The sequence below is a fragment of the Pseudoalteromonas sp. RB2-MNA-CIBAN-0110 genome, from assembly GCF_040309305.1.
GTDB classification, from domain to species: domain Bacteria; phylum Pseudomonadota; class Gammaproteobacteria; order Enterobacterales; family Alteromonadaceae; genus Pseudoalteromonas; species Pseudoalteromonas arctica.
In genome coordinates, this window is the sequence record NZ_JBEOOQ010000048.1 from 12376 (window position 1) to 38885 (window position 26510).

Below are 26510 nucleotides of genomic sequence, written 5' to 3' on the forward strand. Positions count from 1 at the left end.
TTTAACGTTAAGAAAATTACGCTAGAACTAGGCAAAAATTTTTGTATCTAGTTGTTCTAAATAAAAAATTTTTAACGACGTTATAGTGCAATTTAACTCGTTAAATTGATCAAAGATTTATGCAGGTTGGTATAATTACTGGTGGCAGTGTCGCAAGACATTGCCGCTGTAACAGTATTTAAAAGTAAAATACAAAGTGGGATAAATCATTCTTATAAATATTAACTAATTTTAGTTAAAAAAAAGCAAGCCAGGTGGCTTGCTTTTAGCGTCTTTAAATACACACACTTATAGACTCGATTTAACTATAACTTTTAAAATCTATAGCTAGCGCCAAATGTAATACGGCGGTCTGTAATACCTTGGAAACAAAGTAAAGCACCTTCGTTAACACAAGACTGGCTAACTTCTGATTCAGTTAAGTTAACGGCTTCAATACCGATATTTAGCTGATCGTTCACATCATAACTTATGCTGGCATTAAGCTGCCCTCTGTCTTCTTGTACAACAGGGAAACCCCATGGGAAGCTTGAGGTGCTACCAAAGTCAGTTGAACGGTACCCTTCGCGCCACGTGTAACGTGCTCGAGCAGATAGACCGTATTTCTCATAGTAAAATGTAATATTATATGCGTTTTCTGACAGATCAATGAGTGATTGCTTAGCACTTATGTCTGCATCCGGGTTACCGGTTGTTAATGCAAAAACTGCATTTGCACGACTCGTTGCAGTGTCAAATGATTCACCACCAGAAAATTCTTGATAGGTATAGTTAGCAACCACACCAAAACCTGATGCCCAACCTAGCTCTTTTTCAAAACTTGATAAGTCGTATTGAGCTGCAAGCTCAATACCTTGCTGTGTTGTTTCACCAGAATCATTAATAGTAGTTTGCGTAGGAACACATAACCCTACGCCAGCATCTGGGCCAAACACGTTTATGTCTGCAATTGGATTAAATATGCCGCCGCCTTCACACTCTGGACCATTTGTATCGCGAAAGCCTGTGCTTGGGTCTTCAAATGGGTCAACTTGCTGTGTAACGTGCAAATCGCTACGTGTTTTATGAAAGTACCCCACACTTAACAAAGCAGCGGGTGCAAAATACCAATCTGTGGATATATCGAAAGAGGTTACTTCTTCTGGCGCTAAGCCTGAATTACCAATTGAAACGGCACTATTAGGGCTGGTGCCAAACGTAACAGATGTAGATAGGTCATCAAAATCTGGGCGTCTAATATCTTTTGACCAACCTAAACGAACAATCACATCTTCACTTACATTCGCGGCTAAATTAAATCGTGGTAAAAAGAAATCGTAATCACCTTTTGACGTTAGCTGAGTAACCAGTTCGTTGCCACTTCCATCTTGAGTAACAGAGTTACCTAGCGATGTAACTTCAGTCTCTAAATAACGTAGGCCAAAGTTACCGCGAAACATGCCGTACTCAAAATTTGCTTGTGCATATAAGGCATGTGTTTCTTCTTCAATATCAAAAAATGCATTTACTTGAGACGTTGGTGAACTTATTGGTCCACGATCAGAACCCGTTATTGCATTATTAGCTTCAATCGCTTGGTTAAGTGCTGCTAATACAGCTTGTGGGTCAGAGGATGCAAGCTCTGGGTTTATAAGTAAGAAATCACGAATATAGAGTGCTCGCCCATCACCATCGTTAAAGTTATCTGGGCCCGCTGTTAATAATTGTGCAAATAAATCACCCGTTGGGCTATCAGCCATATTTCTTAAACCAACGTTAGAGCGAACTTGATCCGACACACTACTCGTTTTACTGTAGCGGTAACCAAAATCGACTGACGTTATTACATCATCTAAGTAATATGTAAAATCTGTGCGAAACGCATCTTCTGTATTTTCTGACTCATCTTGCCCTTGGTTTACGTCACGTAGAACAACATTTGCAGGGTCAAGTAATTGAGCCATTGTTGGCGCGTTTGCCTCCCCCGTTGCAATCCCAAACGTAAGTGCATCACCTGTAAGATCATACTCAAAAGGAGTCCCGTTTTCATTTGACGAATTAGTAGCAACATTTGGATTTATAAAATTAAGCGTTGTATTAAAGCTTGGTGTAGTTGAATCAGAACGAGAGGTTGAGGCTTCAACACTTGCAAATAATCTATCGCCTTGCCATTCACCCCCTATTCTAAATATTTTGCTCTTTGTGATGCGAGAATTAGTATCGCTAGAAAAACGCAAGTTAGGATCGCCACCACCGTCTTCAACCGGAATTACGCCTCTTACAGCCGCTTGTATGCTGCCTAGGTTTTGTCCGTCAAGTGAACCAAAATTAACTGTTTCAAACTCACTCGGTATTGATACATTTCTAAGATCACTTAGACCAGATGCCTGTACTCTTGAGCTTTCTTGGCGGCGCTCTTGATCATTAACAACTGCATCAAAAAAGAATTTCATATTATCGTTTGGTGCATATTCAAATGTACCTGCGAAGTTTTTTGTCTCGTATTCGTAATTATCGTAATCTTGAATTAAAAATTGTACTGGTAGAAAATCAAACGATTGTGCACTTGCAGCACCACTATCAGCGGCTACCGAATTATCTCTATCTGCGCGAGGACGAAATGCGGTTACGTCTTGCTCACTGTAACTACCACTAAATACAACACCAAACTTACCGCCCGAATCAAGCTCCCAGTTATCACCCCAAGCACCTGATACCCTAGGGGTAACGCCATCTGTTGATAAGCTACTATCTTCACCTTGAACTCTAATTGAGCCTAGAGTTTCATTTAACTGTAACGGGCGAATTGTTTTAAGGTTTATTGTTGCGCCCACAGAGCCTTCGATTGTTTTTGCTTCAGGTGACTTAATTACTTCTACACCAGAGATTATTGCAGCTGATACATCTTCAAAACTAATGCCACTTCGTCCAGACCCTGAGCCAACTGTTGATACGCCGTTCACTTCTGTACGATTAGCATTGGTACCACGAATTTGAACACCCGTACCTACCCCTGCTTCACGAGTAATTTGAATCCCTGTTACGTTTTCAAGTACTTCTGCGAGGTTTTGATCTGGTAGCTTACCAATATCTACAGCCTCGATAATTTCAACAAGGCTATCTGCTGAACGCTTTTGTGCAAGTGCATTTGTAAGCGATTGTCGAATACCTGAAACCTCGATAACCTCAAGATCGTCTGCAGCTTTTTTTGGAGCTTCTTGCGCCTGTGTAGACAAAGACATACCAAGTGCGGTTGCCGATATAACTGCCAGTGTAATTTTAGATAACTTGTGACTCATAGTTTTTTTCCTGTGTGTGTGAAATGCTATGTTTAACCAGCTACTTTATTGTTTTTATTAAAAGCCCTTTCTTATTACAAAGTCTTAACTTTATATTTACACCCACACCTACAAAGGTCAACCTTTTGGTAATGAATTTAGATCAAATATTATGCAATATGTTATTACCAAAATAGAAAAATCTAACTAAATTTCAAGTTAAAAGCAAAACTTACATTTTAAGTTGATGTTATTTATGATTTTTAAATTCTATTAGAAATAGGGCTGTCAATAACAAAGGTTAGAATAGTTATCGTTTTAAAAATGAAATAATTTAGGCAGGAGAAACCGATGATGTTAGGCGTGCTTAATAAATAGCATTATTGGTTAACCAATTTAATTGTTTTTTAGTCAAGTAGCGTAATTTAGGAGTGAGTTTTTTAAGTACTGTTTGTTGATGTTATCGAAAATATAAAATTGAAGAATTTGAGGATCAAAAAAGGCGGTAAAACCGCCTTTTTAATGTGATCTAATGTTTAACTATTATTACAGTTTGTAGCTTAAACCTAAGAATAAACGTGGGCCGTAGTCATTCACTTCACCTAAGTTACCTTCAACAAAGAAGTCTTGTGATTTAGGTGCACTGAACAAGTTAATTGCTTCTGCTTTAACTCTAAAGTGCTCATCAATTTTGTATGATGCGCGCATTTCCCACACACCTACGCCATCAACATAACGAAGTCGAGTACCATTTGTAGTATATGGTTGGAAATACTCACTACGATATTTGTAAATAACAGCAGTATCAAATCCACCAATTTGGTAGTACAGCTGACTGCTAAATACATGCTTTGAGAAACCAGGTACTGAAGCCGACTCAATAATACCGTCAGTTAACTGTGTAGTATTACCATCTACGTCAGTCTCAAACGTATCGCCGTATAAGCTATCTTGGAACTCAAAATCAGTGTCTGCATAGTTGTAACCAAATTTCATACCGATGCCATTATCCCAGCGGTAAGAAAATGAAGCTTCAAGACCTAATATTTCACTGTCATCGTCTGATGTAACAGAGTTAGTAATTGGTAATGAAACAGTTTCACCGGCAACAGTAAAATCCTCAATTACTGTTTGTTGTTGAAAACCACCGTTGAACTGTTTGTAGTATAAGCTTAACGCTAAGATTGAATCTTCGTTAGGGTACCATTCAAACGCAGCATCGTAGTTCCACGACATAAGCGGTTGAGTGTCCGGGTTACCAGAACCATTTACACCCACTAATAAATCGCTAATTGATGTTGCTGTACCTTCTGTATCTTCTTGGAATGTACGGCTGTAACCTAAATCAGATGGATCTGCGCGTGACATACCACGGTATATACCTGCACGGAATAAAATATCTTCACTGTAGTCAATAACTAGGTTAAAACTTGGTAAATACTTCGTGTAGTCACCACCGCTTTTTATTTTATCCAATGAACCATTATCAGATTCAACCAGAGAAAGTACACCAGTGTCGCTTGTTACTACGTCAAAGCTATTTCTAAAGCCAATCGAAGTTACTTCTGTGTCTACAATACGAAGACCAAAGTTACCGCGAATGAATTTACCAAACATTTCAGTATCGTAATTCGCCATTAAGTACACTGATGTTGTTTTTTCTGTTACATCAATTGTACCTGCATTTTCATATTCAACTTCTGGGTAAGCAAACACACCATCAGCGTTAGAACCAGCTACAGCTTGTGAGAAACATACGTTGTCGTATGTAGCCCATGATGAACCTGTACCGCTATCTACAACGTTACCGTCACTATCAACATTTGTTACGATATCGCCATCAGATACACTTGATAAAAAGCCTGATTCAGGGAAATCGATTTGACAACCTTGTAATACGTCAAGCGCTTCAGTACCAGAGTCTAGTGTAAATTCATTTCTTGAACCGTTACCTTGGCTACCACCATACTGTAGGAAGGTCATTTCAGATGTTCTAATACCACCTTGAATACTGGTGAAAACATTGCCATCTAAGGTATAGTCAAAATCTAGTCGCGCTGAGATAACTTCGTTTTCACGAACATTTTCACGGTCAAGTCGTGTTCTTAGGCTATCTGTAAAGTTTGAAATATCTGTTACGTCAAAATCTGTCAGTGTGAAATGAGGGATCTCATCGCCCATATCCCAAGAAAAGAAATTACGACCTGATGTTCTACCACGGTTAGATATTTGAAGTTCTTCACGTTCAGTTTTTGAATACGCTAAATCTAAGTCAACAGTTAATCTATCGGTAACTGTATGTTCTATATTTATGCCGTAACCTTGGTAGTTTTCTTCACGAGAAAATTGCTCACCCGCTGATTCAATGCGCTCTTCACCTTCCCAGTGCAAAATACCGCCTACATCATTAGTAACAAGTGTTGGACCTGTTACGCCTGGTGTTGCACGTTTTTGTAAAAAGATTAAATCGTGGCGTGCTTCTTTTTGTGTTCTATCTGATATTTGTGCGTCAAAGTTAACATCCCAATCAGCTGAAGGTTGGTATTGCAGTGCAAAAAACATTGCATCACGCTCATCTGATGTCTCGTTTTGGCGGTAACTACGGCTACTGCCAGTCCAAGCGTAAGGAGTACCATCACTTACTGCTTTACCTGTTTCAGGATCAATTTCTGTATCGTAACCTTGGTTGCTACTGCCACTAACTTGGTCTTCACAGTCGCCTGCGCTGCTACGATAAAAACCTTCATTGGTATTATTAGGATCGTTTAAACACGCCCATAATGAAGAGCCTGATGGGCTAGAGCTTCTGTATTCAGCTTCTGGTTGGCTGATATCTTGGCGCTGTACACCAAAAGACACACCAACGGCTTGGCCGTTATCAAATTCAAACTGGTCTACATAACTAAACGTGCCACGGTAACCCGCGTCACTTTGAAGTGAGTTATCTACATTACCTTCATCAGGGTTGTAGTTTAATTTAACTTCAGCTGATACACGTTGCTTGCCAAAATCAAGTGGAGTTATAGTTTCAAGTGCAATAACACCTGCAACACCACCTTCAATCATTGACGCATCTTGAGTTTTATAAATTGCTACTTTTTTTACAAGTTCAGACGGAAACTGCGAAAAGTTAACTGAGCGGTCACCACTACCATTAGTCGCTTCACGACCATTGATATGCGTTGCACTTAAAAATGGACCAAGACCACGAATAGTGATTTCTGTTGCACCACCGTTTTCACGGTGAGATGCAGCACCTGTAATTGATTCCAGTGCTTCACCGATAGACAGTGCTGGTAAATCACCAATATCTTCAGATGACAGGCCATCAACTACCGTTGTTGCTTCACGTTTAATTGCTATTTGGTCTTGAATCGTTCTACGTGTACCTGTAACACTAATTATTTCAACGTCTTCTTCAACTTCTGTCGCTTTTCCCTGATCTTCCTGTGCGCTTGCTGTAAATACGCAAGAACTTGCCATACCTGCGATGACCGCTGTTCTTACCCATTTTGCAACTGGGCGCATTGCAAACTGCCCTGTTGTAGAATTATTGTTATCTCGTGACTTCAACGACATTTGAATTCTCCGCTGGTTGTTGTTGTGTGATTTTAGTGTGTTAGCTTGTTATGCTTATGTATATTTTATGTGACCTTTGACGTTAATATACTTAAACGCAGCACGATGATCAACCAATTTGACGTTTTAATATTACCATAAGGTATACCAATTTTAACTTGGTGGCATTACCAGTAGGTCAGGCAGGTTTTTTACTAGAATATAAACCGCTCTAAACTAGTTTATAAATGGGTAATATAGGTTGAGAAAAGTGTGGTGATTATTAATAAATAATAAAAAAGCCCCAAATTTGGGGCTTTTAAAAGTTAACTGATTAATTGGTTATTTAATCGTTTTGTATTTTCCATGTAGATCCAACACCGACTTCAGATGATTGAATATAATGAAGACCTTTAGCACCTGCCTCTGCCTGAAGGCCTGCAGGGTCAGTTTCTAATAACGTACTTGCTGCTGTAACGTACTCAAGCACTTCTTTACCGTTAGTTGCTGGGTCTTGGTCAATTGCACCATCAGTATCGAATGCGCCATTACCATTTAGTTTTCTAATTTCAACCCAGTCACCGCTTGCATCGCCTGATACTCGACTATCCATATAACCAAAGTTGTTACTTAGCACTGAACTGTCATGATTAATTAAGTCACAGTCATATTCAAAAGCATGGTCACTATCAAGTGTATTTGGATAAAATAGGCCTTGAGTTGTAGCACTGCTGTTTATTGTATCTTCGTCTGTTTGATCGCCTAAACCGTTTGCAATTAAATTTCCATTAAAGTTGATAACAAACGCATTTTTGGTCAGCCCATAGAGTACTGGTGCATTCGCTGCGGTTAACTCATCACAATCACTTGTTGGTGCTTTAGAGCCTATTTCTGTACTAAATACAATAGGTTGCTGTGAGTTAAAAATTGTATTATTTGTTACATTTAGTGTAAAGTCGCCAGCCGCATCAAGTACAGCTTGGTTACCCGAGTTTGGCACACCGCCGTCAGCTTGCGAAAATGGATTTACCGTAAATACAATACCGCCCGCTTCTTTATTACCAGAACGAATACCTGCAATGTAGTTGTTACTCACGGTGTGACCAAGTGGTGTAATCATCACGCCTGCAGGTCTATCGCTTGAGCTTGCAATATCTGTAGTACGAATAATAATGTTGTCTGTAACACTATTAAATCCACCATCTTCTAATGAAATACCACCATTAGGATTTACGATTGTATTGCCTTTGATGGTTGCACCAGAAGTTTGTACACGCATTAAACGACGACCCGTTACAAAGTTTTCTACGCGGTTATACTGAATAGTAAAGTTTGCGTTATCAGCTGCACCGCTACCCGTTGTACTACCTGCATTGATTAAGTATAAACTTGATTGATCAAAGTTTGGATTATCACTGTCACTAAATAAATTATATTGAATAACGTGATCAGAGCTTGATGATGATATTTTTATCACAGACCCTTTTTCTGCTACATTTCGATTAGAGAATGTATTTCGCTCAACCAACGCGCTTTGACCTTTTATCATCAGCCAATGGTATTCAGAGTTATTGAGTGTAGCTTCTTCTCCATCCATCGTGTTTTGCGAAAAAGTAAAGTTATCGCCTTCTGAGTAAATAACAGCACCTTCTTCGGCTTCACAAAATGCACCCGCTTTAGTATCTATATTCTTAAAGGTAAGCCCTGTTAATCCAGCGCCATCTACTCCAGCAGCTACATGCACACATACTTCACCGCTAAGTACAGGAGTTTGACCTTCTACAGCGCGAAGCGTTACTGCACTGGTTAATAAAATTGCGTCCATATCAGCATAAACACCGGTGTTTAAGCCAATAACATCACCATCAGCTAAACCACCACTTATAGCACCAAGGAGTGCTTCAGGGTTACTAACTAATTGTGTGTAAACCAATGTATCAAGTGAGTTTGTAACCTCACTCGCAAAACCATCGTTATCTGTATACGTAGCTTTTACTGACATTATTGAGCCAGCGTAAGCAGAAGGTGTAAATGTTTTACTATTACTGTCGGCTACTTCAACGCCATCAGCAGACCAAGTATAAGTAACGTTTGCCTCTTCAACACCGTTGTTATCAGTTATCTCAGCGGTTAACTCGCCACTTGTCAAATAAGGCGCTACGCCCATAATGGCGACGCTACCGGCTTCGTCAACCGCAACAGCAGAAACAGCAATTGTTTCCTCTGATGTATTATCCTCGATAAATCCATTATCATCTGTGTAAGCAACTTGAACACTTATCTTTTGACCTAAAAGTGATGCATCAACTGTAAAGGTGCTTTGTGTTGCGCCATCTATCTCTTGTGCGTCAGCAAGCCATTGGTAAGTAATATCTCCTGTTGCCCCGTCGGTATCAGCAACTTCTGCTGTTAATATATTACCAACGGTTGGCGTGCCACTAATTGTAACTTCACCTTCTGAGTTTGTTCGTGCTACAACCTCTGTACCCGTTGAAGTCACAGACTCGTTAAACCCACGGCTATCTTCAAAAGATGCACTAACTGTTATAACTGTACCAAACTGTGCGTCTGTTAACGTGAGCGTTGAAAGTGCTTCATCTGCAATCTCTATGTCATCAGCAAACCATTTATAAGTTACTGTATCGCCATCAAAGCCATTTTCGTCAGCTACATTGGCTGTTAGTTGCGAACCAACTAGAGCGTCGCCCGTAATAGTTAAACTTGCAGGGAATGCGATTGCGGCAACATCTGCGGTTGGATCTGTAATATGCGATTCATTGATACCGCCATCATCGGTATAAAGCCCTTGAACTGTAATTGGTAACCCTATCTGATCGTCAGTCAGTGTAAACGAAGCGCTATTTGCACCTGTAATTGCCTCACCATCTGCATACCAATAGTAAGTCACGTCACCTGAGATACCATCAGGGTCACTAACTTCAGCTGTTAATGTTTGTCCGCTTGTAACAGTTCCACTAAGAGCAATAGAGCCCAAGTTGTTGTCATTGTTGTTTGAGTTTGTGTCACAACCAACTATTGCAGCTGCAATAGCGCATAGCGCAAAATGTTTTAATTTCATGGTGGCTCTATTCTCCAAATTTATGGTTTTAATACTTGGTTATCTATTGTGTGTGTTACCAAATAAATCATGCGTTTATTACCAAATTCATTTAAATTGCAAATAAATTGTTAACCAACTTGGTAATATAACCATAATAAAATAACTTTTTCCACTATATCCACCCAATTAAATAACAACAAATAAACATAAAGTTAACCCAGCACTGTTATCGCAGGTCAAAAGTTGAATTTAATCATGCACAATTACTGCGAAAATACATAACCTTAGAGTAAAAAATTGGTTTTACATGGTGTTAAATAAATAAGATTTATTTAACATATATGAAGTATTCTTATTTGAAGACTATAAGAAAATTAAGAAATGAAGTGAGTTTGTATAGGAAGGGTTATTTACAAAGAGAATAAAAATAAGGGTAAAAAAGGGGCTATTTTCTTGCCCCTTTTTTATTAAGTACTGGTTTATAAAATAGCGTTATTATAAAACTCTACAGGCTCATTTGAGCCCAAAGCAACAGGCACACGTTGATGCAAGCTAGTTGGCGCAATATCTAAAATACGCGTTCCTCTAGAGGTTGCTTTACCACCTGCGTTTTCAACTAAAAGCGCTAACGGGTTTGCTTCATAAAGCAGTCTTATTTTTCCGTTATCGTTACCACTGCGTTTATCTTGCGGATACAAAAATAACCCGCCTCGGCATAATATACGATGAACGTCGCCTACCATCGCTGCATTCCAACGCATTGAGCTTTTTTCAAAGCTTTCACAGGTGTAAAGCAATTTATCAAAATACACTTGTGTCGGTTCGTCCCAATAACGGTAGTTAGCCATATTAACGGCAAATTCACGACTCTGCTCTGGCACACTTAACTGCTTATTTGTCAGTAGATAACCGCCATGCGTTGAGTCTAATGTATAACAACGCGTTGGACCGCCAGTACTCATTACAAGTAATGATGAAGGGCCGTATAACACATAGCCTGCACATACTTGATTTACACCAGGCTGACTAAATTGCTCGTCGCTGTCGAAGGCAACATCATCACGGGCTAAGTAAATAGTAAATATAGTGCCTATTTGCCCATTAACATCAATATTAGAAGAGCCATCTAGTGGGTCAAAAGCAACAATAAACTTACCTTCAGGATGGCCACCTACCGCATGATCTTCTTCCTCTGATGCAACTGATCGAACGCTGCTGTCGTCAAGTAGTATGTCTTTAAGTAGTTGGTTTGCAATTACATCTAGCTTTTTTTGAACTTCACCTTGGATGTTTTCATTCAATGTTGAACCTAAAACACCGGCTAATTCACCTTGGCTTACTCGAAAAGCAATTTCTTTACTGGTCGCTAAAATTGTGCGAATAAGTAAAATAAGATCGGTATCTACACCGTCTTCTTTTAATACTGTATTTAGTCTTTTCATGCGCTATACCTATTTACACAATTTAGATCGTCAAAGCATTGCTCTAGTCTTGCAACCATACTTTGCTCTGAATGACGCAACCATACGCGAGGGTCATAGTATTTTTTGTTTGGCTTATCATCCCCATCAGGGTTACCAATTTGCTCTTGTAGGTATGCTTGGTTATCTTTGTAGTAGTCTAAAATACCTGTCCAACACGCCCATTGCGTATCGGTATCAATATTCATTTTAACTACACCATAGGTTAAAGACTCTGCAATTTTATCGTACTCAGAACCACTACCACCATGAAATACAAAGTTAATTGAGTTGCTTGGTAGATTAAATTTTTCTGATACGTAAGCTTGTGAATCTTTTAAAATAGTTGGTGTAAGAACAACGTTTCCTGGCTTATATACACCGTGAACATTGCCAAAAGACGCTGCAATTATAAAGTTAGGACTAATACGACTTAAACGTTCGTAAGCAAATGCAACATCTTCAGGCTGAGTGTATAAAGAAGAGCTGTCTAGGTGTGAGTTATCAACACCGTCTTCTTCGCCGCCCGTGCAGCCAAGCTCAATTTCAAGCGTCATACCTATTTTTGCCATACGCGTTAAGTAACGTTCACAAATTTCGATATTTTCTTCTAAAGGCTCTTCTGACAAATCAATCATATGCGAGCTAAACAGTGGTTTGCCAGTCAGTTCAAAGTGTCTTTCACCTTCATCAAGCAAACCATCAATCCAAGGTAGTAGCTTTTTAGCTGCGTGATCAGTATGAAGCATCACTGCTACTTCATAATGTGCTGCCACTGAATGTACATATCTTGCAGCACTTACCGCCCCAAGCACTGCTGATTGTTGCTCCGGTAAAGATAAGCTTTTACCACAAAAAAATTGAGCTCCACCATTAGAAAGCTGAATAATAACGGGCGAGTTTTTCTTTTTAGCAGCTTCTAGCGTCGCATTTATAGATGTTGTACTAACAACATTTACCGCTGGCAACGCATATTGATTAGTACGCGCATGTTCATACACAGCACTTACTTCATCGCCAACGATTACGCCTGGCAGTATTGTTGGGGCTAAATAATTCATTTATGAAATCCTTTCTATTTTAAAGCCTGGATACAAGAATCAGTAATTGCTTGCCAATTTTCTTGTTCAACCCACTCTTTTTTCGCTATCCAAGTACCGCCAACGGCGAATACATTATTTAAAGAAAGATAGTCCATTTTGTTACTTTCGCTAACACCACCTGTAGGGCAAAAGCTGACTGCTCTAAATACTGACGACACAGCTGATACAAAAGGAGCGCCACCGGCAAGCGATGCTGGGAATAATTTTTGCTCTTCAAAGCCATATTCAAGCGCCATTAAAATATCACCGGTGTTTGATACACCAGGAAGTACCGGCACATTACATTTAGCAAGTGCTGTAAGTAATGCAGGAGACACCGCTGGCGTTACAATAAAGTCAGAACCCGCTTCAAGTGCTTGCTCTAAAATGTCAGTATTTATGACTGTACCCGCACCGACTTTTAGCTCTGGCACTTGTGCCTTAATAGCTTTTAATGCTTCTAAAGAAGCCTCTGTTCTTAGTACTACTTCAACTAAAGTAAGGCCAGCGTTAGCCATAGCTTTCGCTATTTGAACACCTTGCTCTGGCGTATCAGCTTGAATTATAGGTAGCAGTGTTTGTCCTGACATAAGTTCAGAAAAGCGAGTCATAACGTTGTTCCTTTATAAAAAGTAATGCGGCCGAGGTATGGCGGCCTTTAATGTTTAATTATTTTGTTATACCAATTGCATTAAATTAATGAGCTATTATAGCGACAAGAAAATAGCTCAATAACAAGGCTAAAATTATGATACATAGTTGTTCTATATAAATAATTTTTAACGTAGTTAGTGAGTTATTTAATACGCTAAGGTGATCATGTTTTTAATAAAATTGGTATCAGATACCAGCTTCAACCATTGCTAGCTGAAATATATCTTTTGGAGCAATAGCGCCTGGCTGTTGTATAACAGCACCTGCTGCTTTTGCAGCAAGTTGTACAGCACTCGAAATTGGTTTATCAGATAAACGAGCACCTAAGTAAACACCGTTAAAAGCATCGCCTGCAGATGTAGTATCTACAACATTTGTTACCGGTATTATAGTGTGGCTTTGAAGGGTATTTCCCTCTTTTGTCACTACCGATTCAGGGCCATTTTTAACAACAATTTCTTCAATTTGGTAAGGTTTTAAATATTCAACAACCGCTTCTACGCTATGAACGTCATAAAGTGTTGTTAAATCTTCAACGCCAGGTAGGGTAATATCTGCAAGCGTAAAGGCTAAATGATATTGCTCTTTAGTTTCCTCTACACTATTCCACAAACGCGCTCTGTAGTTAGGATCAAAAACTATTTTAACCCCAGCATCTTTGAGCTGCTCTACAACTTTCCAAAAATGCTCACGTGCACTTTCTTCAATTATTGCTAATGAAATTCCTGAAAAGAAAAACATATCACCTTGGCTAAGCTGCTCGAGTGCATCAGCATCTAAAAAATCAACAACCTTTTTAGCTGCAGAATCATTACGCCAATAAATAAAGCTACGCTCACCATGCTCATCGGTTTCTATGTAATACATGCCAGGTACTTTGGTATCGTGAGCAAATACGAGTTGTGTATTTATTTGTTCACTTTCAAAGCGTTCTAGCATTTTTTTACTTAAATTATCTTGACCTAAAGCCGTAACAACCGAAGTAGTAACCTGCGGGAAGCAACGTTTTAAATACACTGCAGAATTATAAACATCGCCTGCAAATGATTGGTGTAGTGTGGCTGCGCTCATAGATCTAAGCTCGACCATGCATTCACCGATAAAGTAAATATTTTTCATCTTGGAAGTTACCCTATGTAGTTAACTGCTATGCGCTTATACAAAACATGTTGGCATAGCAGTTATTATCTAGATTATTGAGGCTTTTTAAGAGGTTCTATTTTTGGAATTAAAATCCAAACAGCTGCCATTGCTATAATGGCTAAAGAAGCACCAATAACAAATGCTGGCGTATAATTACCATCAGCAGTAAGAATAGGTACAAGCGATGTAAGGCCTACAGCACCAAGTTTTGCCGCCATACCAGAGAAACCTGATAATGTACCTACAGCTTTTTTGCCTAACAAATCACTTGGTAGTGTTTGCACGTTACCAATTGCAGTTTGAAAACCAAATAATATAACAGCCATAATTAGTACCGCTGTCGTTGGTCCGCCTGGATTTGCCATTGCAAGTAATGCAGGTAACATAATTAAACAGCCCAGCGTTATAGTTAGCTTACGTGTTTTATCTGTATTCCAACCGGCTTTGAGTCGGTTTTGAGCTAATAAGCCACCAAACCAAGCACCAAACATAGCGCCAACATAAGGTACCCAACCATATATACCAATAGACTTAACATCCATGCCGTATACTTCGTTTAGGTAAATAGGTATCCAAAAAACAAATAACCACCAAATAGGGTCAATCGCAGCAGAGGCAATAATTACACCCCAACTTTGCTTACGAGAAAGTAACTCAGCAGTTGAAGGGTTATATTCTTCTTCGTCTTCACCTGTTACATCGCCATTATCATCAACACGTCTTTGACCTGTTAAGATATATTCACGCTCTTGTGCAGTAAGCCAAGGATGAGAGCTAGGCGGCGCTTTAACCAAAATTAACCAAGGCACTAACCAAAGAAAACCTAATACGCCCACAAAAACAAACACCATTTGCCAGCTAAAGTAGATAGTTAAATAAGCAATTAAAGGAATAGCAATAATACCGCCAATAGCAGCGCCAGAGTTAAAAATACCCTGTGCTAAGGCGCGCTCTTTAGTAGGAAACCATTCAGCATTACCTTTAGCTGCGCCCGGCCAGTTACCGGCTTCTGCTACACCTAAGATTGCGCGAAAAATACTAAGGCTAAGTACACCTTGTGCAAATGCATGTGCAACGGTTGCAATAGACCAAACACCTATCGATAAAACAAAACCGAAGCGTGTGCCTACCCAGTCAAATATTTTACCAAATATGGCTTGACCAAATGCATAAGCAAATACAAACACAATTGAAATATTAGCGTATATTTGTTTGCGTTCTAGCGCTGATTCATCAGGAAATAAATCTTCAACAATGTCCGGCCAAAGCACACTAAGTGCTTGACGGTCGATATAGTTAATAATGGTAGCTAGCGCAATTAGCGCTATAACCCACCAACGTAAGCCTTTAAGTTGCATAATTAATCCTCAAGAAAGTCTTCACGCGCTGGGCTAAAAGTATCAATCAGGATTCCGCCTGTTGGGCAGGTAGCTCCATGATCAGCAAATGGTGGGATTAAGCAGCTATCACCCGGTTTTAAGATTTTAGTGACGCCATCAATGTTAAAGTGGAACTCACCTTCAACAACATACGTTACTTGAGAATGTCTGTGAGCATGGTTATAACCAATAGCCCCTTTCTCAAACCAAATTTTAACAGCCATTAGCTCTTCGTTATAACCTAGCATTTGACGTTTTAGACCATTTCCTAAATCTTCAATTTCGGTCTCGTTGCCAAATGAAAAGTTTGCGCTTTGCTTTTGCATCCTATTTACTCCTGATTATTGTTCATCATATAAACGCCTAATCGGCCATTTAAAGTGAACTCTTTATTTTGATAATTGAATGTATTTTTAGCTGAGGTTGGTGCTTTATTAATAGCCACTAAATATGACTTGCCTTTAATATCAAGTTCAACAAGTGTTAAATCGCCCTGCTGACTATATTCAAGCTTTGTAACTCTACTAACAGCTTCTAACGTATATTCTTTACTTGGATTGTATTCACCGTGAGGCTCTAATACAGATATAAATTTATGATGCTTTTGACCCTCAACACGACGAATAAAACCGTTTTCGTTGCGTAAGTTAAAATCAGGGTCGTTTGCGCCTATTTGAGTAAACAAGAAAGACTCATCACCTTTAACCAAACTCGTTTGCGTATAAAAGCGACCATTTTCGTTTAACCACGTTACTTTAGCTAAACCACTTTGAGGTTGCGCTTGAGCTTTAAGCCATAGATGCTGGTAGCCATTTTTAGTACCTAATGCAGACAGTTGTGTTGCATTCGCTTTTAGCTCAAAGCTGGTATCTATAAGCTGACCTTTATAATGCAAAGGCAAATCAAGCTGATGTGCTTTATTTGCTGCAACATCAAATATATCAAGTGCAACTGTGCTTTGTAGTTCAGGTAAGTTAATAAGTGCAAGCGTACGTTCAAGATCAACGCCTTTATAAGCTGTGCTTATTTCGCCGCTTGAAACCGTGCCGTATTCATTCGTTTCGAAAAAGTTAAGTGTAGGGTAATTACTATTTCCTACTTCAACATTTGCATTAAAATGCGTTGTTTCGTCAACCACTACCGTATTGTGCGCAACAGTGTGTTTAGCGTAAGTTTCGTTTTCAGGTAAATAACGACCGCCGTATTTAGCTTCTACATTTAAAAAACGTGCTGCGCCATAATCAGATACAATTTCATTACCGTGGTCGTAAAACTGCCATGTTAGTTTATCAAAATGACCGTGACCTAAGCCTTGTGCAGCAGGTTTAAATAGTAGAGCTTGATCGCCACCTACCTGCGTTCTCATTACAACTAGAGCACCTTGTTTACCGTCATTACCATCGCCGAAGGCAACAGATTTAAACGAATAAAGTTTTGCCATGTTGTTATCAAGTGCTTGAGCTACTTTTAGTCCATCACCAGAGAGAATTATTTGGTCTTGTTGCTTAGCAATATCTAAATAACCCGCATCGTTGGTTAAGCCATACGCTGCCGTTACACCATTAACTAACTCAATGGTATCGATACCTTTACTTTTTATTGCATCGTTAATTGGGAAAAACAAACCGTTGTAGCTAAGTTGAATCGTCGTATCAATCGCTTTTAATAATATGCCATCGCGATATTCGAAGATTTTTCGTTGTGGTTCGTTGTTTTCAATCGCTTTAGCAAACGTTACAAAGGGTAATAGTGCAAAGCGTTGATAGTAAGGACCTTCGTTATAGTAACCTTGTGGTGAAAACAGCATTTCTAGCTGCTTAATAAAGCCACCTTTACCCGACTTTTCTAAATCGTATAATGATTTTTCTACCCACTCAGGTTCGCCTAATACATACCCTGCCATGCCAACACCCGCTGTTGCCCATGTTCCATGGTTATGTACTTTATTAAATGTAGAGGGTTGCCCTACTGATGTGAACAACGAAACAGGACGTAGTAAGTCATTCTCGATTGTTTTAATGTTATCGGCATTTAACGAGTCATGAATTAGATCATAAGCTTGTATTGTGTACACAAGCCACATTGCTTCATTTAGGCTTTGCCAAAAAAACTTACCTGGATTTTGCGAGTCCATTTTACGTTTTGGATGCAGACCAAGCGTTGGATATAATTTTGCATACTCAAGCAACATATCACGCACGTAATTTGCATATTTATCATCTTGGCTTAGTTGATAAATGATGCCTGCGTTATACATAAGCTGATAATTTTTTTTGTGGCGTTCATGTGTATAACCACCACCACCATCTTTTGGTACAGGTACCGCAATTGGTTGAGCTATTTGTTCGTCTACTTGCGCTTTTAATAGCTCAAACGCAGTAGAAAATTTACCTTCGCTGCCTATTGCTTGGCGCATATGACTTACGTCATCAGTAGTAATTACTAAGTTTGGGTGCGCTGCATGCGCACCCAATGATGTAAGTAATGTAAGTGCTGCTACAGCCGCTATTTTAAAACCTGTTTGGCATTTTAATAAGTACATAGTATTTACCCTGCCTTATTTAAAATGTTGTTATTTTTTAATACTGCTGTATGTGGGCCTTTAACTCTTAACTCTTTAACACTTGGTGCTTTAGTTGCATCAAATGTATTACCTGAGATTTCAGTTTTAGGCTCGCCTACTGTGTGCTCTACAACAATAGGAGCAGATTTAACAAATTTATTATCTTTGATATTAGTAACCTGAACACCGTGAACATAAATGCTCGCTTGCTCTTTGTTACGCTTACCAAGGCCAACGTTATTAAGCGTGTTATTTGTCATTTCAAAATGAGGGCCAAATGTACTTTCATCAGTACCACCACGGTAAAGCTTAAGTACACCACCTTGCACATCATTAAATGTATTATTATTTACAATAACGTATTCCGCGTTATAGACACCTAAGTCTTCAATTTCAGTATTTAGACGTAAAATGTCACCGGTTACTGTATTAAAGGTATTACCTGTAATAATAATTTCGTCAGCCATTGCACCTTTACCAGTGATAAAGAAATGGAATGAATGATTAATATCTAAAGCATTTAACTGTGAGTTAGTCATTACAAAGCGGTAATTATCAACCATACCCCATTTTTGCGTACGAACAATGCTGTTACCTATTGCATCTGGCGCGTTTTCACCTGAAATAGATAAACCATCTAGTTTTAAGCTGCCGCCATCATGTATTTCAAACAAGGTAGAGCGTTGAAAAGTAAGTTTAGACTTTGTGTTCTGCTTTGCTTTAATTGTCAACGTTTTATCAATTTTAACCAGTTTAGAAACATCATACTGGCCAGGCGCTAGTTCTAGAACATCACCCGACTCGGCATTATCAATAGCGTCTAGTAATGCACTTACATCAGCTTTAACAGAATGTGTCTTACCAGAATCAAAATCAACTAAAGCAGGTACTTTTGCATACCAGCTAACACCGGTATCTTCTTTTTTAAGTACTTTTAAATCGCGCTTTGCACCTACATTTAAACTTTTAGATGTTGGGTAAAGTAGACCATTACTTGCTTTTTTAAGCGTGATTTTTTCTTTTTTTACACCGTACGTTAGCTCAGAAAGTACTTTTGTATCAGCAATGTTGTTACTTAGTACCAGCCCGCTTACATCATCAAATGTTGTAAATGGCTGTTCACCATCTTGATTTATGATTAAGTTGTTTTTCATTACGCTATCTTTAGGTGCAGCGCTACGCTCAGCATCGCTACCAGCGGCAAGTTGAATATGACGCACATTTATAAATGTGTTGTTTTCAATTGTCGCATTTTCAACTTGGTGATAACGATTTATAGATGAATTTGGTACGCCGTTCATCACAGTAAAACCACTGCCAAAACGATACCCTGTTAGACCTTGTAGGTAGTTATTTCTTACAATTTGGTCTTTATTGATAACGCGAATACCACCTGTGTGGTCAACACCATTACCAATAAAAATATTTTCTTCTATAAGGTTACCGTTACCATGGCGCAGCGTTAATGTACCGCGCGCTTCATAAAATACGTTATTACGAAGGATGTTTTTACCTGACTTAACCGACACAATTTCTACTTCACCATTGGTGCGTTCAAAATAGTTATTTTCTACCAATGTATGCGAATCAGTTAATGAGTAATGGCTGGTGCCAATACGTAGGGTTTCACCACCGTTCGAACCAAAAGTTGGACGGTAGCCAAAATAGTTGTTGTCTATGCGGTGATAGTTTTCCTGACTTGCTTGAGTGTTTAAACGAACAGCAACTGTCACACCTTTATTTCGTTTGCCAACTAAATGACTATGATCAAAGCGGTTATGTTGTCCATATAATGCAACCCAATAATCAGACTCTCGTTTGTCTGGATTACTGTAATTATCGATTACTGTTTGAGTAACTCGTGAATTGTAGGCTAATTCATTTTTATTTTTACGAAACTCTATTACAGCTGAGCTCGGTGTGTAGCCGTCTTTAAATACTAAACCTGAGGCTTCAAGGTATTTACCTGCAAGTCTTAGGTTCGATTGACCCGATAAAATTACTTTACCGTTAGTTTCAGCGGTCAATAAAATAGGAGAGTTTTTTGTACCTTGGCCTTCAAGTAGGATTTCGAAGTCAGACCAAGTACCATTTTTAAGTACTACTTTGTCGCCAGCAACTAGATTAGCTGCGATATCATTAAAAGCTTGTTTACTTTCTACAAAATAATCTTTGGCCGCTATTTGTGTGGATATGCAACCGATGAGAACTAGACTAAGCTTTATTGTGTTAATCAAACGCATAGTTAACTCTTTTTCGTTGTGACTGAAAGTAGTGCTTCATCAGAATTTAAAAAAGCTGACATTGCACAAAGACTTTAGTCAATTGGTGTCATGTGTGTTAAAGCGCCTTAAGCCAAAAGCTTAAAGCGCTCAATAAGGTCGAGAAGTATTACTTTTCTAGCTTTTTGAAGTAATCAAAAATTTCAGGAACGTTACCTTGACCCATACCAGCGTCAAACGCTGCTTGTAGGTTAGCTGATGAACCTTCAGCGATTTTTGATTCAGTACCTAGGTCTTCTACCATTTGTAGGAAGTAGCCTAAATCTTTGTTTGCATTAGCAATCGAGAAACCAAGGTCGCTAACATTATCAACTGCATAGTTTTTACAAAATTGCATAAACGGTGAATTAGATGGACCAGTCGACATGATGTCAAAAAGTTGTTGACGGTCAACACCAGCAAGCTCTGCAACTGCAAATGCTTGTGACATAGCACATACTGTAGTCATGCCCATGAAGTTGTTGATAAGCTTAGTTGTATGACCTGCACCTAGCTCGCCAAGATGGAAAACGTTTTCACCTTGATCTTCTAGTACTGGTTTAACTTTATTGAATGTATCAATATCGCCTGCAGCCATGATGTTTAAAAGGCCGTCTTTAGCATGTGCTGGTGTACGACCAAGAGGAGCATCAATCATGCCTGCGCCTTTAGCTGCTAAATCAGCACCAATTTTTTTAGTAGATGATGGAATAGAAGTACCAAAATCAACTAGTACTGCACCTTCTTTAATACCCGCTAGGATACCGTCTTCTGCATAAATGATTTTTTCTACAACGGCAGAAGTTGTAAGACAAAACATAACAATATCTGAACCTTCAGCTAGCTCTTTAGCAGTGCTTGCTGTTTTTGCGCCTCTAGCGACACATGCTGCAACCGCATCTTTGCTAAGGTCCATAACAATTAGCTCATAGCCTTTGTTTTGTAAATTTTCGGCCATGTTGCCGCCCATTAAGCCTAAGCCGATGAAACCGATGACTGGTTTTGACATGAATAACTCCTAAATATGTGGCGCATACTTTTATAAGAACAAGTAAAATCTACTTTAAAATACGCTGTGTCTTTGTTTCAATTTGTAGAGTAACTTTAAGCTTGAGTTATTTATAAATTAACCTGTGCAAAACGTAACTCTGATTAATTACCAATACATTGTATTCACTCAAACCAAGCAACTTACCAATTGGTATGCAAAAACTGTATTACCATACGCCTTTTTTGTCAACCAATAAGTTAACCAATAAGTTAACCAAGTAAATCCCGTATTTTTACAAATTACATACAAATAAATTTAATATCAATTAAAAACAAATAGTTAGATATAACAAACCCAATCAGACATAGGTTAACTTTTGTTGAACAATCAGTAACTTTTTTTATACTAATAGGTTGACCAATAATTGAGTGTTCTTTATTTAAATATGCAAAATTCAATAAAATGGTTCATTAATTGGTAATTTACAGTTGATGTTATTGGTAAAATTATAAAGACCATACGTGAACAGCTTCCAACTCTAAATGGTATTGAGGTTGTGATTTGTACGTAACGCCTACATATATGGCTAATACATATAAAAACCACAAAATGCGCCTAATAATAGCGCTTAGTTAAAAATATACTGAACTTTGAAAAATCACTAAAGGAACTGAATAATGCGTTTATTACATACTATGCTGCGTGTAGCGGATTTAGACAAATCAATTGCTTTTTATACTGAAGTATTAGGTATGAAGGAATTACGCAGAGCTGATAACAGTGAATACAGATACACTCTTGCCTTTATTGGATATGGCGACGAAGCAGATAATACAGTATTAGAGTTAACTTATAACTGGGACGAGGATAGCTACGACCTGGGTAATGCTTATGGCCATATAGCCATTGAATTTGATGATATTTACAAAACATGTGCTGATATTAAAGCAGCCGGTGGTAATGTAAGCCGTGAACCTGGGCCTGTAAAAGGTGGTACTACTGAAATTGCTTTTGTAAAAGACCCTGATGGTTATTCAATAGAACTTATTCAGAAAAAAGATGACATGAGTAAATTTTAAATTACTTAACAACTAATTCAAGTAATAACAATTTGCTTAATGCCAATCTGCTTATATATGGGGTCTATTTAACGTTAAGAAAATTACGCTAGAACTAGGCAAAAATTTTTGTATCTAGTTGTTCTAAATAAAAAATTTTTAACGACGTTATAGTGCAATTTAATTCGTTAAATTGATCAAAGATTTATGCTGGTTGGTATAACTATGGAGGGGTTTAATTTTATAAATTGTTCAAATATTTATGCAGATTGGTATTAAGTAAAAAGGTGCTTTTCAGCACCTTTTTAACGCAACTGACTATCTTTACTGCCACGTCTATTAAACGATTTAGCGCTAGCATCATTACCTTCTATTGCAGCTTGACATGCAACACAGTAGCGCACTCCTGGTAACGCGAGTCTTCGTGCTTGTGGGATTTTCTCATCGCACTCATCACATAGCTCTGCACTTGCGCCAGATATTAAATTGCTTCTTGCATACTGTACGGCGTCATTAACACTCGCATCAATTTGATCTTGAATTGCACCGTCTCGTGCCCATCCACTTGCCATAAATCCTCCTAATAAAGTTGGATGTTTAAATTTATGCTACCAAATCGAATCTTTATAAGTACTGAATAAAAGAGCTAGGAATGTGATGCCCTTTGAAGGTTTAAGCTACAAAATTATATTTTATATCTAAAGAAAGATGCTGTAGTTGCTCCTTGTAATCTATTTTTCACAAAAAGTTCAACACTCTACAATTAGGCAAAAAAAAGCAGCTAAAAAAGCTGCTTTATAATTCCAATGATTTATTTAAATATTAAAGGCTGTAGTCAACAACCTTCATACATAATTTTTCGAGCTCTGGACGAAGTGTTTTAGCATCACCCACTACTAAATAAATCATGTCTTTAGTATTTAAGTGCTTTTTAGCTAAGGCGTTAACTTCTTCTTTGCTAATATTGCTAACAATCTCATTTCTTTCTTTTACAAAGCTAGGTTTTAAATCGAACTCTAATATTTGTGCTAAAAAGCCAAGTTTTGCATTAGGCGTTTCATATTTAAGCGCATCTTTTTGATTGATAGCCTTACGCATAAACATAAGCTCTTCGTCAGTGACACCGTTTTGAGCATAGTTATTAAGCTCATTAGTAAACTCTGTAATAGACGCTGCAGTAGAGTCGGCTCTCACCGCTGCAGAAGCGGTAAAGCCACCTGATGTTTTATCACCCCAGAAACGAGAGCGAGCACCGTAAGTGTAGCCTTTATCTTCTCGTAAATTTAGATTGATACGGCTGTTAAACGTGCCACCAAGTGCAAAGTTCATCAAGTTAGCTTTAAAAAACTCACCTGTAATATCTTCAACCATATCGCGTTTACCTATACGAATTTCTGATTGAGGAGCGTCTGGTTTATCAACCAAATAAATTACATTAGTTTCTACTTTAGGTTCACTGAAATCAACCGCTACTAAGCTCGATTTACCTTTCCAATTTGTAAGTGTAGCTTTAACTTTTGGTTCAATTGTTGACTCTTTTAAATCAGAAACAATAATGACTTGAGCGCCCTGCGGTTTAAAGTTTGCGTTATAAAAAGCTTTAACGTCAGCAAGTGTAATAGCCTCTATACTATTAAGCGTTCCAGTACTTGGAAGTGCAGCTATATTGTTGCCATATAGTAATTTACTATATGTATTAGATGCTAAATACCCAGCATCCTTCATTGAATGTTGAATATTTTGAATGATTTGCTTTTTATTACGCTCAAAGTCATCTGCATTAAATGCTGGTTTAAATAACTTTTCTTCGACAAGCTTTAGCGTTGCATCTACATTTTTGGTTAAGCTAGAAACATACACATTTGTATGTGTTTTATCTGAGTAGATACTTACCTGGCTACCTAGTTTTTCAAGCGCGTTACTCATCTGCTCTGTAGTGTAGTTTTGCGTTGACTCGCTCATTAACGATGCAGTTATTGATGATAAACCCACTTTACTAGCTTGCTCACTGTACAGGCCACCCGGAACTTTAATGAAAATAGCGGTAGTTGGCGTTTCTGTACTTTGAGTACCTAATATTTTAATACCGTTTTCGGTCTTAGTTTGCCAAAGAGTAGGAACATCAACAGCAGGATTTGCGCCGGCCTCTGGATGAGCACTTCGATCAAATGTATCAACAGCTCTTCGTGCCACTAAATCATCAGCTGAAGTTGTAGATGGACCTCCAAAATCATGCGATTTAGGCGTAAAGTTGTCTGGAGCAGCTATAAGTTGAGTTTGCCCTTCTGGTACAACACTCATAATAACGGCAGATTTACCTTTGATATATTGATTAAAAACACGCATAACATCAGCTTTTGTAACTTTGTTATAACGTGCAATCTCATCTTTAGCTGAATTTGGGTTACCTGTAAACGTTTCTGACGCGGCTAGTTGAGAGACTTTTCCTGATACGCTTTGCAGACCAAAAATTGCACCCGATTCTATTTTAGCTTTTACTTTATCTAAATCATCTTGTGTAACGCCACGCTCTTCAAATTCAACAAATGAATCACGAATGATTTTTTCCATATCAGCTAACGTTTTCCCTGCTGTAGGATTTGGTAAAGCATAAAGACTAATTGAACACGCTAACTCTTGGCATGGATGATTTGCACTTGCTTGAACAGCAAGTTGAGTTTTAACTAAGTTTTTGTATAGTAGTGAATTATTACCACCACCCAATATTTCAGCAAGTATATCAAGAGGTGCTTCATCTTCAGAGCGAGCGTAAGTAGTTGGGAAACTCATACTTAATAAAGGTAAATGTACCTTATCTTCCATTGAAATATATCTATCAGCATCTAGTGTTACAGCTGTTTTTTCTACTGTAGGGATTTCAGGGCCTTTTGGAATTGGTGCAAAGTATTTAGTAACTAATGGCAGTATTTCATTAGCGTTGATATCGCCACCAATAGTAAGCGTTGCATTATTAGGACCATACCACTTTAAAAAGAATGCTTTTAAATCATTTACATTTACGCGATTAAGATCGTCCATAAAACCAATTACTGGCCATGAATATGGATGACCATCTGGATACATCGCTTGAGCAACACGTTCACCTAAACGACCATAAGGGCGATTATCAACACGTTGGCCGCGCTCATTTTTTACTGTTTCGCGTTGTACTTCAAATTTTTCTTGGGTTACAGCATCGAGTAAAAAGCCCATTCGATCAGCTTCTAGCCACAACATTTTTTCTAATTGATTTACAGGTACTGTTTCAAAATAATTTGTTCTATCTGAGTTAGTTGTACCATTTAAAGTACCGCCTGCTTCAGATATTATTTTAAAATGTTCCTCATCAGCAACATTCTCTGAACCTTGAAACATCATATGCTCAAAAAAGTGAGCAAAGCCTGACTTACCCAACTCTTCGCGAGCAGAACCAACGTGGTATGTTACATCAACGTGTACTAAGGGATCTGAATGATCCTCATGCACAATTACAGTTAAACCGTTATCTAGTTTATATTTTTTATACGGTATGTTGATTTCACCTGCATTAGATTTCACTGATTCAATAAGTGTAACGCCAGGAATTGATGTTTCTGTAACAATATTTTTATCAACAGCTTGAGTTGAGCTATTACATGCAGCCAACCCTGATGCAAGTAAAACAGCAAGTGCAATTTTTGTGAGTTTCATTTTTTAGTCCATATTTAAATTAACTCAATGAGTTTAAAGACTAATTAAAAGTACAACAAGGAATATGGAGCGATTATGGGTTTGGTTTTGTAACAAAGTGTAAATAGATTGATATAAAAATGAAGTGTGAAATGACGGTGTTAATTTGTGGTTTTATTCTAATAACACTGCACTTCCCTATCTAAGTAGTAAATGACATAGCTAAGAGATTGATACTCTTAATAACATCGTGCATATAGAGTGTTATGTAACACTGCTTTATACAATACTTAAAATAGTAAGTGGCGTCCCCAAGGGGATTCGAACCCCTGTTACCGCCGTGAAAGGGCGGTGTCCTAGGCCTCTAGACGATG

At 38.3% G+C, this 26510-nt stretch carries 15 protein-coding genes and 1 tRNA gene; 1 reads left to right on the forward strand and 15 read right to left on the reverse strand.

What is annotated here, in order from left to right; genetic code table 11:
• Window positions 1-314: 314 nt before the first annotated feature.
• The 12 genes from AAEY68_RS18470 to AAEY68_RS18525 all read right to left on the reverse strand — a co-directional run bounded on the left by AAEY68_RS18470 (window position 315) and on the right by AAEY68_RS18525 (window position 21427).
• On the reverse strand, window positions 315-3278 hold the full coding sequence (locus AAEY68_RS18470; protein WP_024591526.1) for a TonB-dependent receptor: 2964 nt from the start codon (window positions 3276-3278) through the stop codon (window positions 315-317).
• Window positions 3279-3803: 525 nt separating this feature from the next.
• A complete protein-coding gene (locus AAEY68_RS18475; protein WP_350586666.1) occupies window positions 3804-6836 on the reverse strand; it encodes a TonB-dependent receptor in 3033 nt (1010 codons plus the stop codon).
• A 325-nt stretch (window positions 6837-7161) separates the two neighbouring features.
• On the reverse strand, window positions 7162-9894 hold the full coding sequence (locus tag AAEY68_RS18480; protein ID WP_350586667.1) for a poly(beta-D-mannuronate) lyase: 2733 nt from the start codon (window positions 9892-9894) through the stop codon (window positions 7162-7164).
• A 461-nt stretch (window positions 9895-10355) separates the two neighbouring features.
• Window positions 10356-11318 (reverse strand): class 1 fructose-bisphosphatase, encoded by a 963-nt coding sequence (locus AAEY68_RS18485; protein ID WP_010555334.1) that lies wholly within the window; start codon window positions 11316-11318, stop codon window positions 10356-10358.
• A complete protein-coding gene (fbaA, locus tag AAEY68_RS18490; RefSeq protein WP_007585332.1) occupies window positions 11315-12397 on the reverse strand; it encodes a class II fructose-bisphosphate aldolase in 1083 nt (360 codons plus the stop codon). The genes AAEY68_RS18485 and fbaA overlap by 4 nt, the downstream gene beginning before the upstream one ends.
• A gap of 14 nt (window positions 12398-12411) precedes the next feature.
• Entirely contained in the window at window positions 12412-13029 is a 618-nt protein-coding gene (gene eda / locus AAEY68_RS18495; protein WP_007585331.1) for a bifunctional 4-hydroxy-2-oxoglutarate aldolase/2-dehydro-3-deoxy-phosphogluconate aldolase, read from the reverse strand.
• 229 nt (window positions 13030-13258) lie between these two features.
• Complete coding sequence (locus AAEY68_RS18500) at window positions 13259-14191, reverse strand: sugar kinase (protein ID WP_024592291.1); 933 nt, start codon at window positions 14189-14191, stop codon at window positions 13259-13261.
• A 74-nt stretch (window positions 14192-14265) separates the two neighbouring features.
• A complete protein-coding gene (locus AAEY68_RS18505) occupies window positions 14266-15573 on the reverse strand; it encodes an MFS transporter (protein WP_024592292.1) in 1308 nt (435 codons plus the stop codon).
• A gap of 2 nt (window positions 15574-15575) precedes the next feature.
• On the reverse strand, window positions 15576-15920 hold the full coding sequence (locus tag AAEY68_RS18510; protein ID WP_002962963.1) for a cupin domain-containing protein: 345 nt from the start codon (window positions 15918-15920) through the stop codon (window positions 15576-15578).
• Between the two features lie 5 nt (window positions 15921-15925).
• Window positions 15926-18136 carry a heparinase II/III domain-containing protein gene (locus AAEY68_RS18515; RefSeq protein WP_024592293.1) on the reverse strand — a complete coding sequence of 737 codons (2211 nt, stop codon included), beginning with the start codon at window positions 18134-18136 and terminating at the stop codon, window positions 15926-15928.
• Between the two features lie 5 nt (window positions 18137-18141).
• On the reverse strand, window positions 18142-20400 hold the full coding sequence (locus tag AAEY68_RS18520; protein ID WP_350586668.1) for a chondroitinase-B domain-containing protein: 2259 nt from the start codon (window positions 20398-20400) through the stop codon (window positions 18142-18144).
• 148 nt (window positions 20401-20548) lie between these two features.
• The gene (locus AAEY68_RS18525; RefSeq protein WP_007585320.1) at window positions 20549-21427 is read right to left on the reverse strand and encodes an NAD(P)-dependent oxidoreductase; all 879 of its coding nucleotides are present in this window, start codon (window positions 21425-21427) and stop codon (window positions 20549-20551) included.
• 659 nt (window positions 21428-22086) lie between these two features.
• Here AAEY68_RS18525 and gloA point away from each other — a divergent pair.
• A complete protein-coding gene (gloA, locus tag AAEY68_RS18530; protein ID WP_010555329.1) occupies window positions 22087-22488 on the forward strand; it encodes a lactoylglutathione lyase in 402 nt (133 codons plus the stop codon).
• A gap of 284 nt (window positions 22489-22772) precedes the next feature.
• Here the strand turns inward: gloA and AAEY68_RS18535 are convergent, their stop codons facing one another.
• The 3 genes from AAEY68_RS18535 to AAEY68_RS18545 form a co-directional block, all read right to left on the reverse strand.
• Window positions 22773-23039: a DksA/TraR family C4-type zinc finger protein gene (locus AAEY68_RS18535; RefSeq protein ID WP_024591534.1), complete on the reverse strand. Its 267-nt coding sequence runs from the start codon at window positions 23037-23039 to the stop codon at window positions 22773-22775.
• Between the two features lie 250 nt (window positions 23040-23289).
• Window positions 23290-26157, reverse strand: a complete 2868-nt coding sequence (locus AAEY68_RS18540) for a M16 family metallopeptidase (protein WP_350586669.1) — start codon at window positions 26155-26157, stop codon at window positions 23290-23292.
• A gap of 282 nt (window positions 26158-26439) precedes the next feature.
• Window positions 26440-26509 (reverse strand) — tRNA-Glu (locus AAEY68_RS18545).
• Window position 26510 lies beyond the last annotated feature (1 nt).

What these genes read in the sequence shown, in the direction of transcription:
- AAEY68_RS18540 (WP_350586669.1), bottom strand. Translation starts at nt 26,157, where the DNA reads ATGAAACTCACAAAAATTGCACTTGCTGTTTTACTTGCATCAGGGTTG.
- fbaA (WP_007585332.1), bottom strand. Translation starts at nt 12,397, where the DNA reads ATGAATTATTTAGCCCCAACAATACTGCCAGGCGTAATCGTTGGCGAT.
- AAEY68_RS18480 (WP_350586667.1), bottom strand. Translation starts at nt 9,894, where the DNA reads ATGAAATTAAAACATTTTGCGCTATGCGCTATTGCAGCTGCAATAGTT.
- AAEY68_RS18535 (WP_024591534.1), bottom strand. Translation starts at nt 23,039, where the DNA reads ATGGCAAGTGGATGGGCACGAGACGGTGCAATTCAAGATCAAATTGAT.
- AAEY68_RS18470 (WP_024591526.1), bottom strand. Translation starts at nt 3,278, where the DNA reads ATGAGTCACAAGTTATCTAAAATTACACTGGCAGTTATATCGGCAACC.
- AAEY68_RS18505 (WP_024592292.1), bottom strand. Translation starts at nt 15,573, where the DNA reads ATGCAACTTAAAGGCTTACGTTGGTGGGTTATAGCGCTAATTGCGCTA.
- eda (WP_007585331.1), bottom strand. Translation starts at nt 13,029, where the DNA reads ATGACTCGCTTTTCTGAACTTATGTCAGGACAAACACTGCTACCTATA.
- AAEY68_RS18500 (WP_024592291.1), bottom strand. Translation starts at nt 14,191, where the DNA reads ATGAAAAATATTTACTTTATCGGTGAATGCATGGTCGAGCTTAGATCT.
- AAEY68_RS18510 (WP_002962963.1), bottom strand. Translation starts at nt 15,920, where the DNA reads ATGCAAAAGCAAAGCGCAAACTTTTCATTTGGCAACGAGACCGAAATT.
- gloA (WP_010555329.1), top strand. Translation starts at nt 22,087, where the DNA reads ATGCGTTTATTACATACTATGCTGCGTGTAGCGGATTTAGACAAATCA.
- AAEY68_RS18475 (WP_350586666.1), bottom strand. Translation starts at nt 6,836, where the DNA reads ATGTCGTTGAAGTCACGAGATAACAATAATTCTACAACAGGGCAGTTT.
- AAEY68_RS18485 (WP_010555334.1), bottom strand. Translation starts at nt 11,318, where the DNA reads ATGAAAAGACTAAATACAGTATTAAAAGAAGACGGTGTAGATACCGAT.
- AAEY68_RS18525 (WP_007585320.1), bottom strand. Translation starts at nt 21,427, where the DNA reads ATGTCAAAACCAGTCATCGGTTTCATCGGCTTAGGCTTAATGGGCGGC.
- AAEY68_RS18515 (WP_024592293.1), bottom strand. Translation starts at nt 18,136, where the DNA reads ATGTACTTATTAAAATGCCAAACAGGTTTTAAAATAGCGGCTGTAGCA.
- AAEY68_RS18520 (WP_350586668.1), bottom strand. Translation starts at nt 20,400, where the DNA reads ATGCGTTTGATTAACACAATAAAGCTTAGTCTAGTTCTCATCGGTTGC.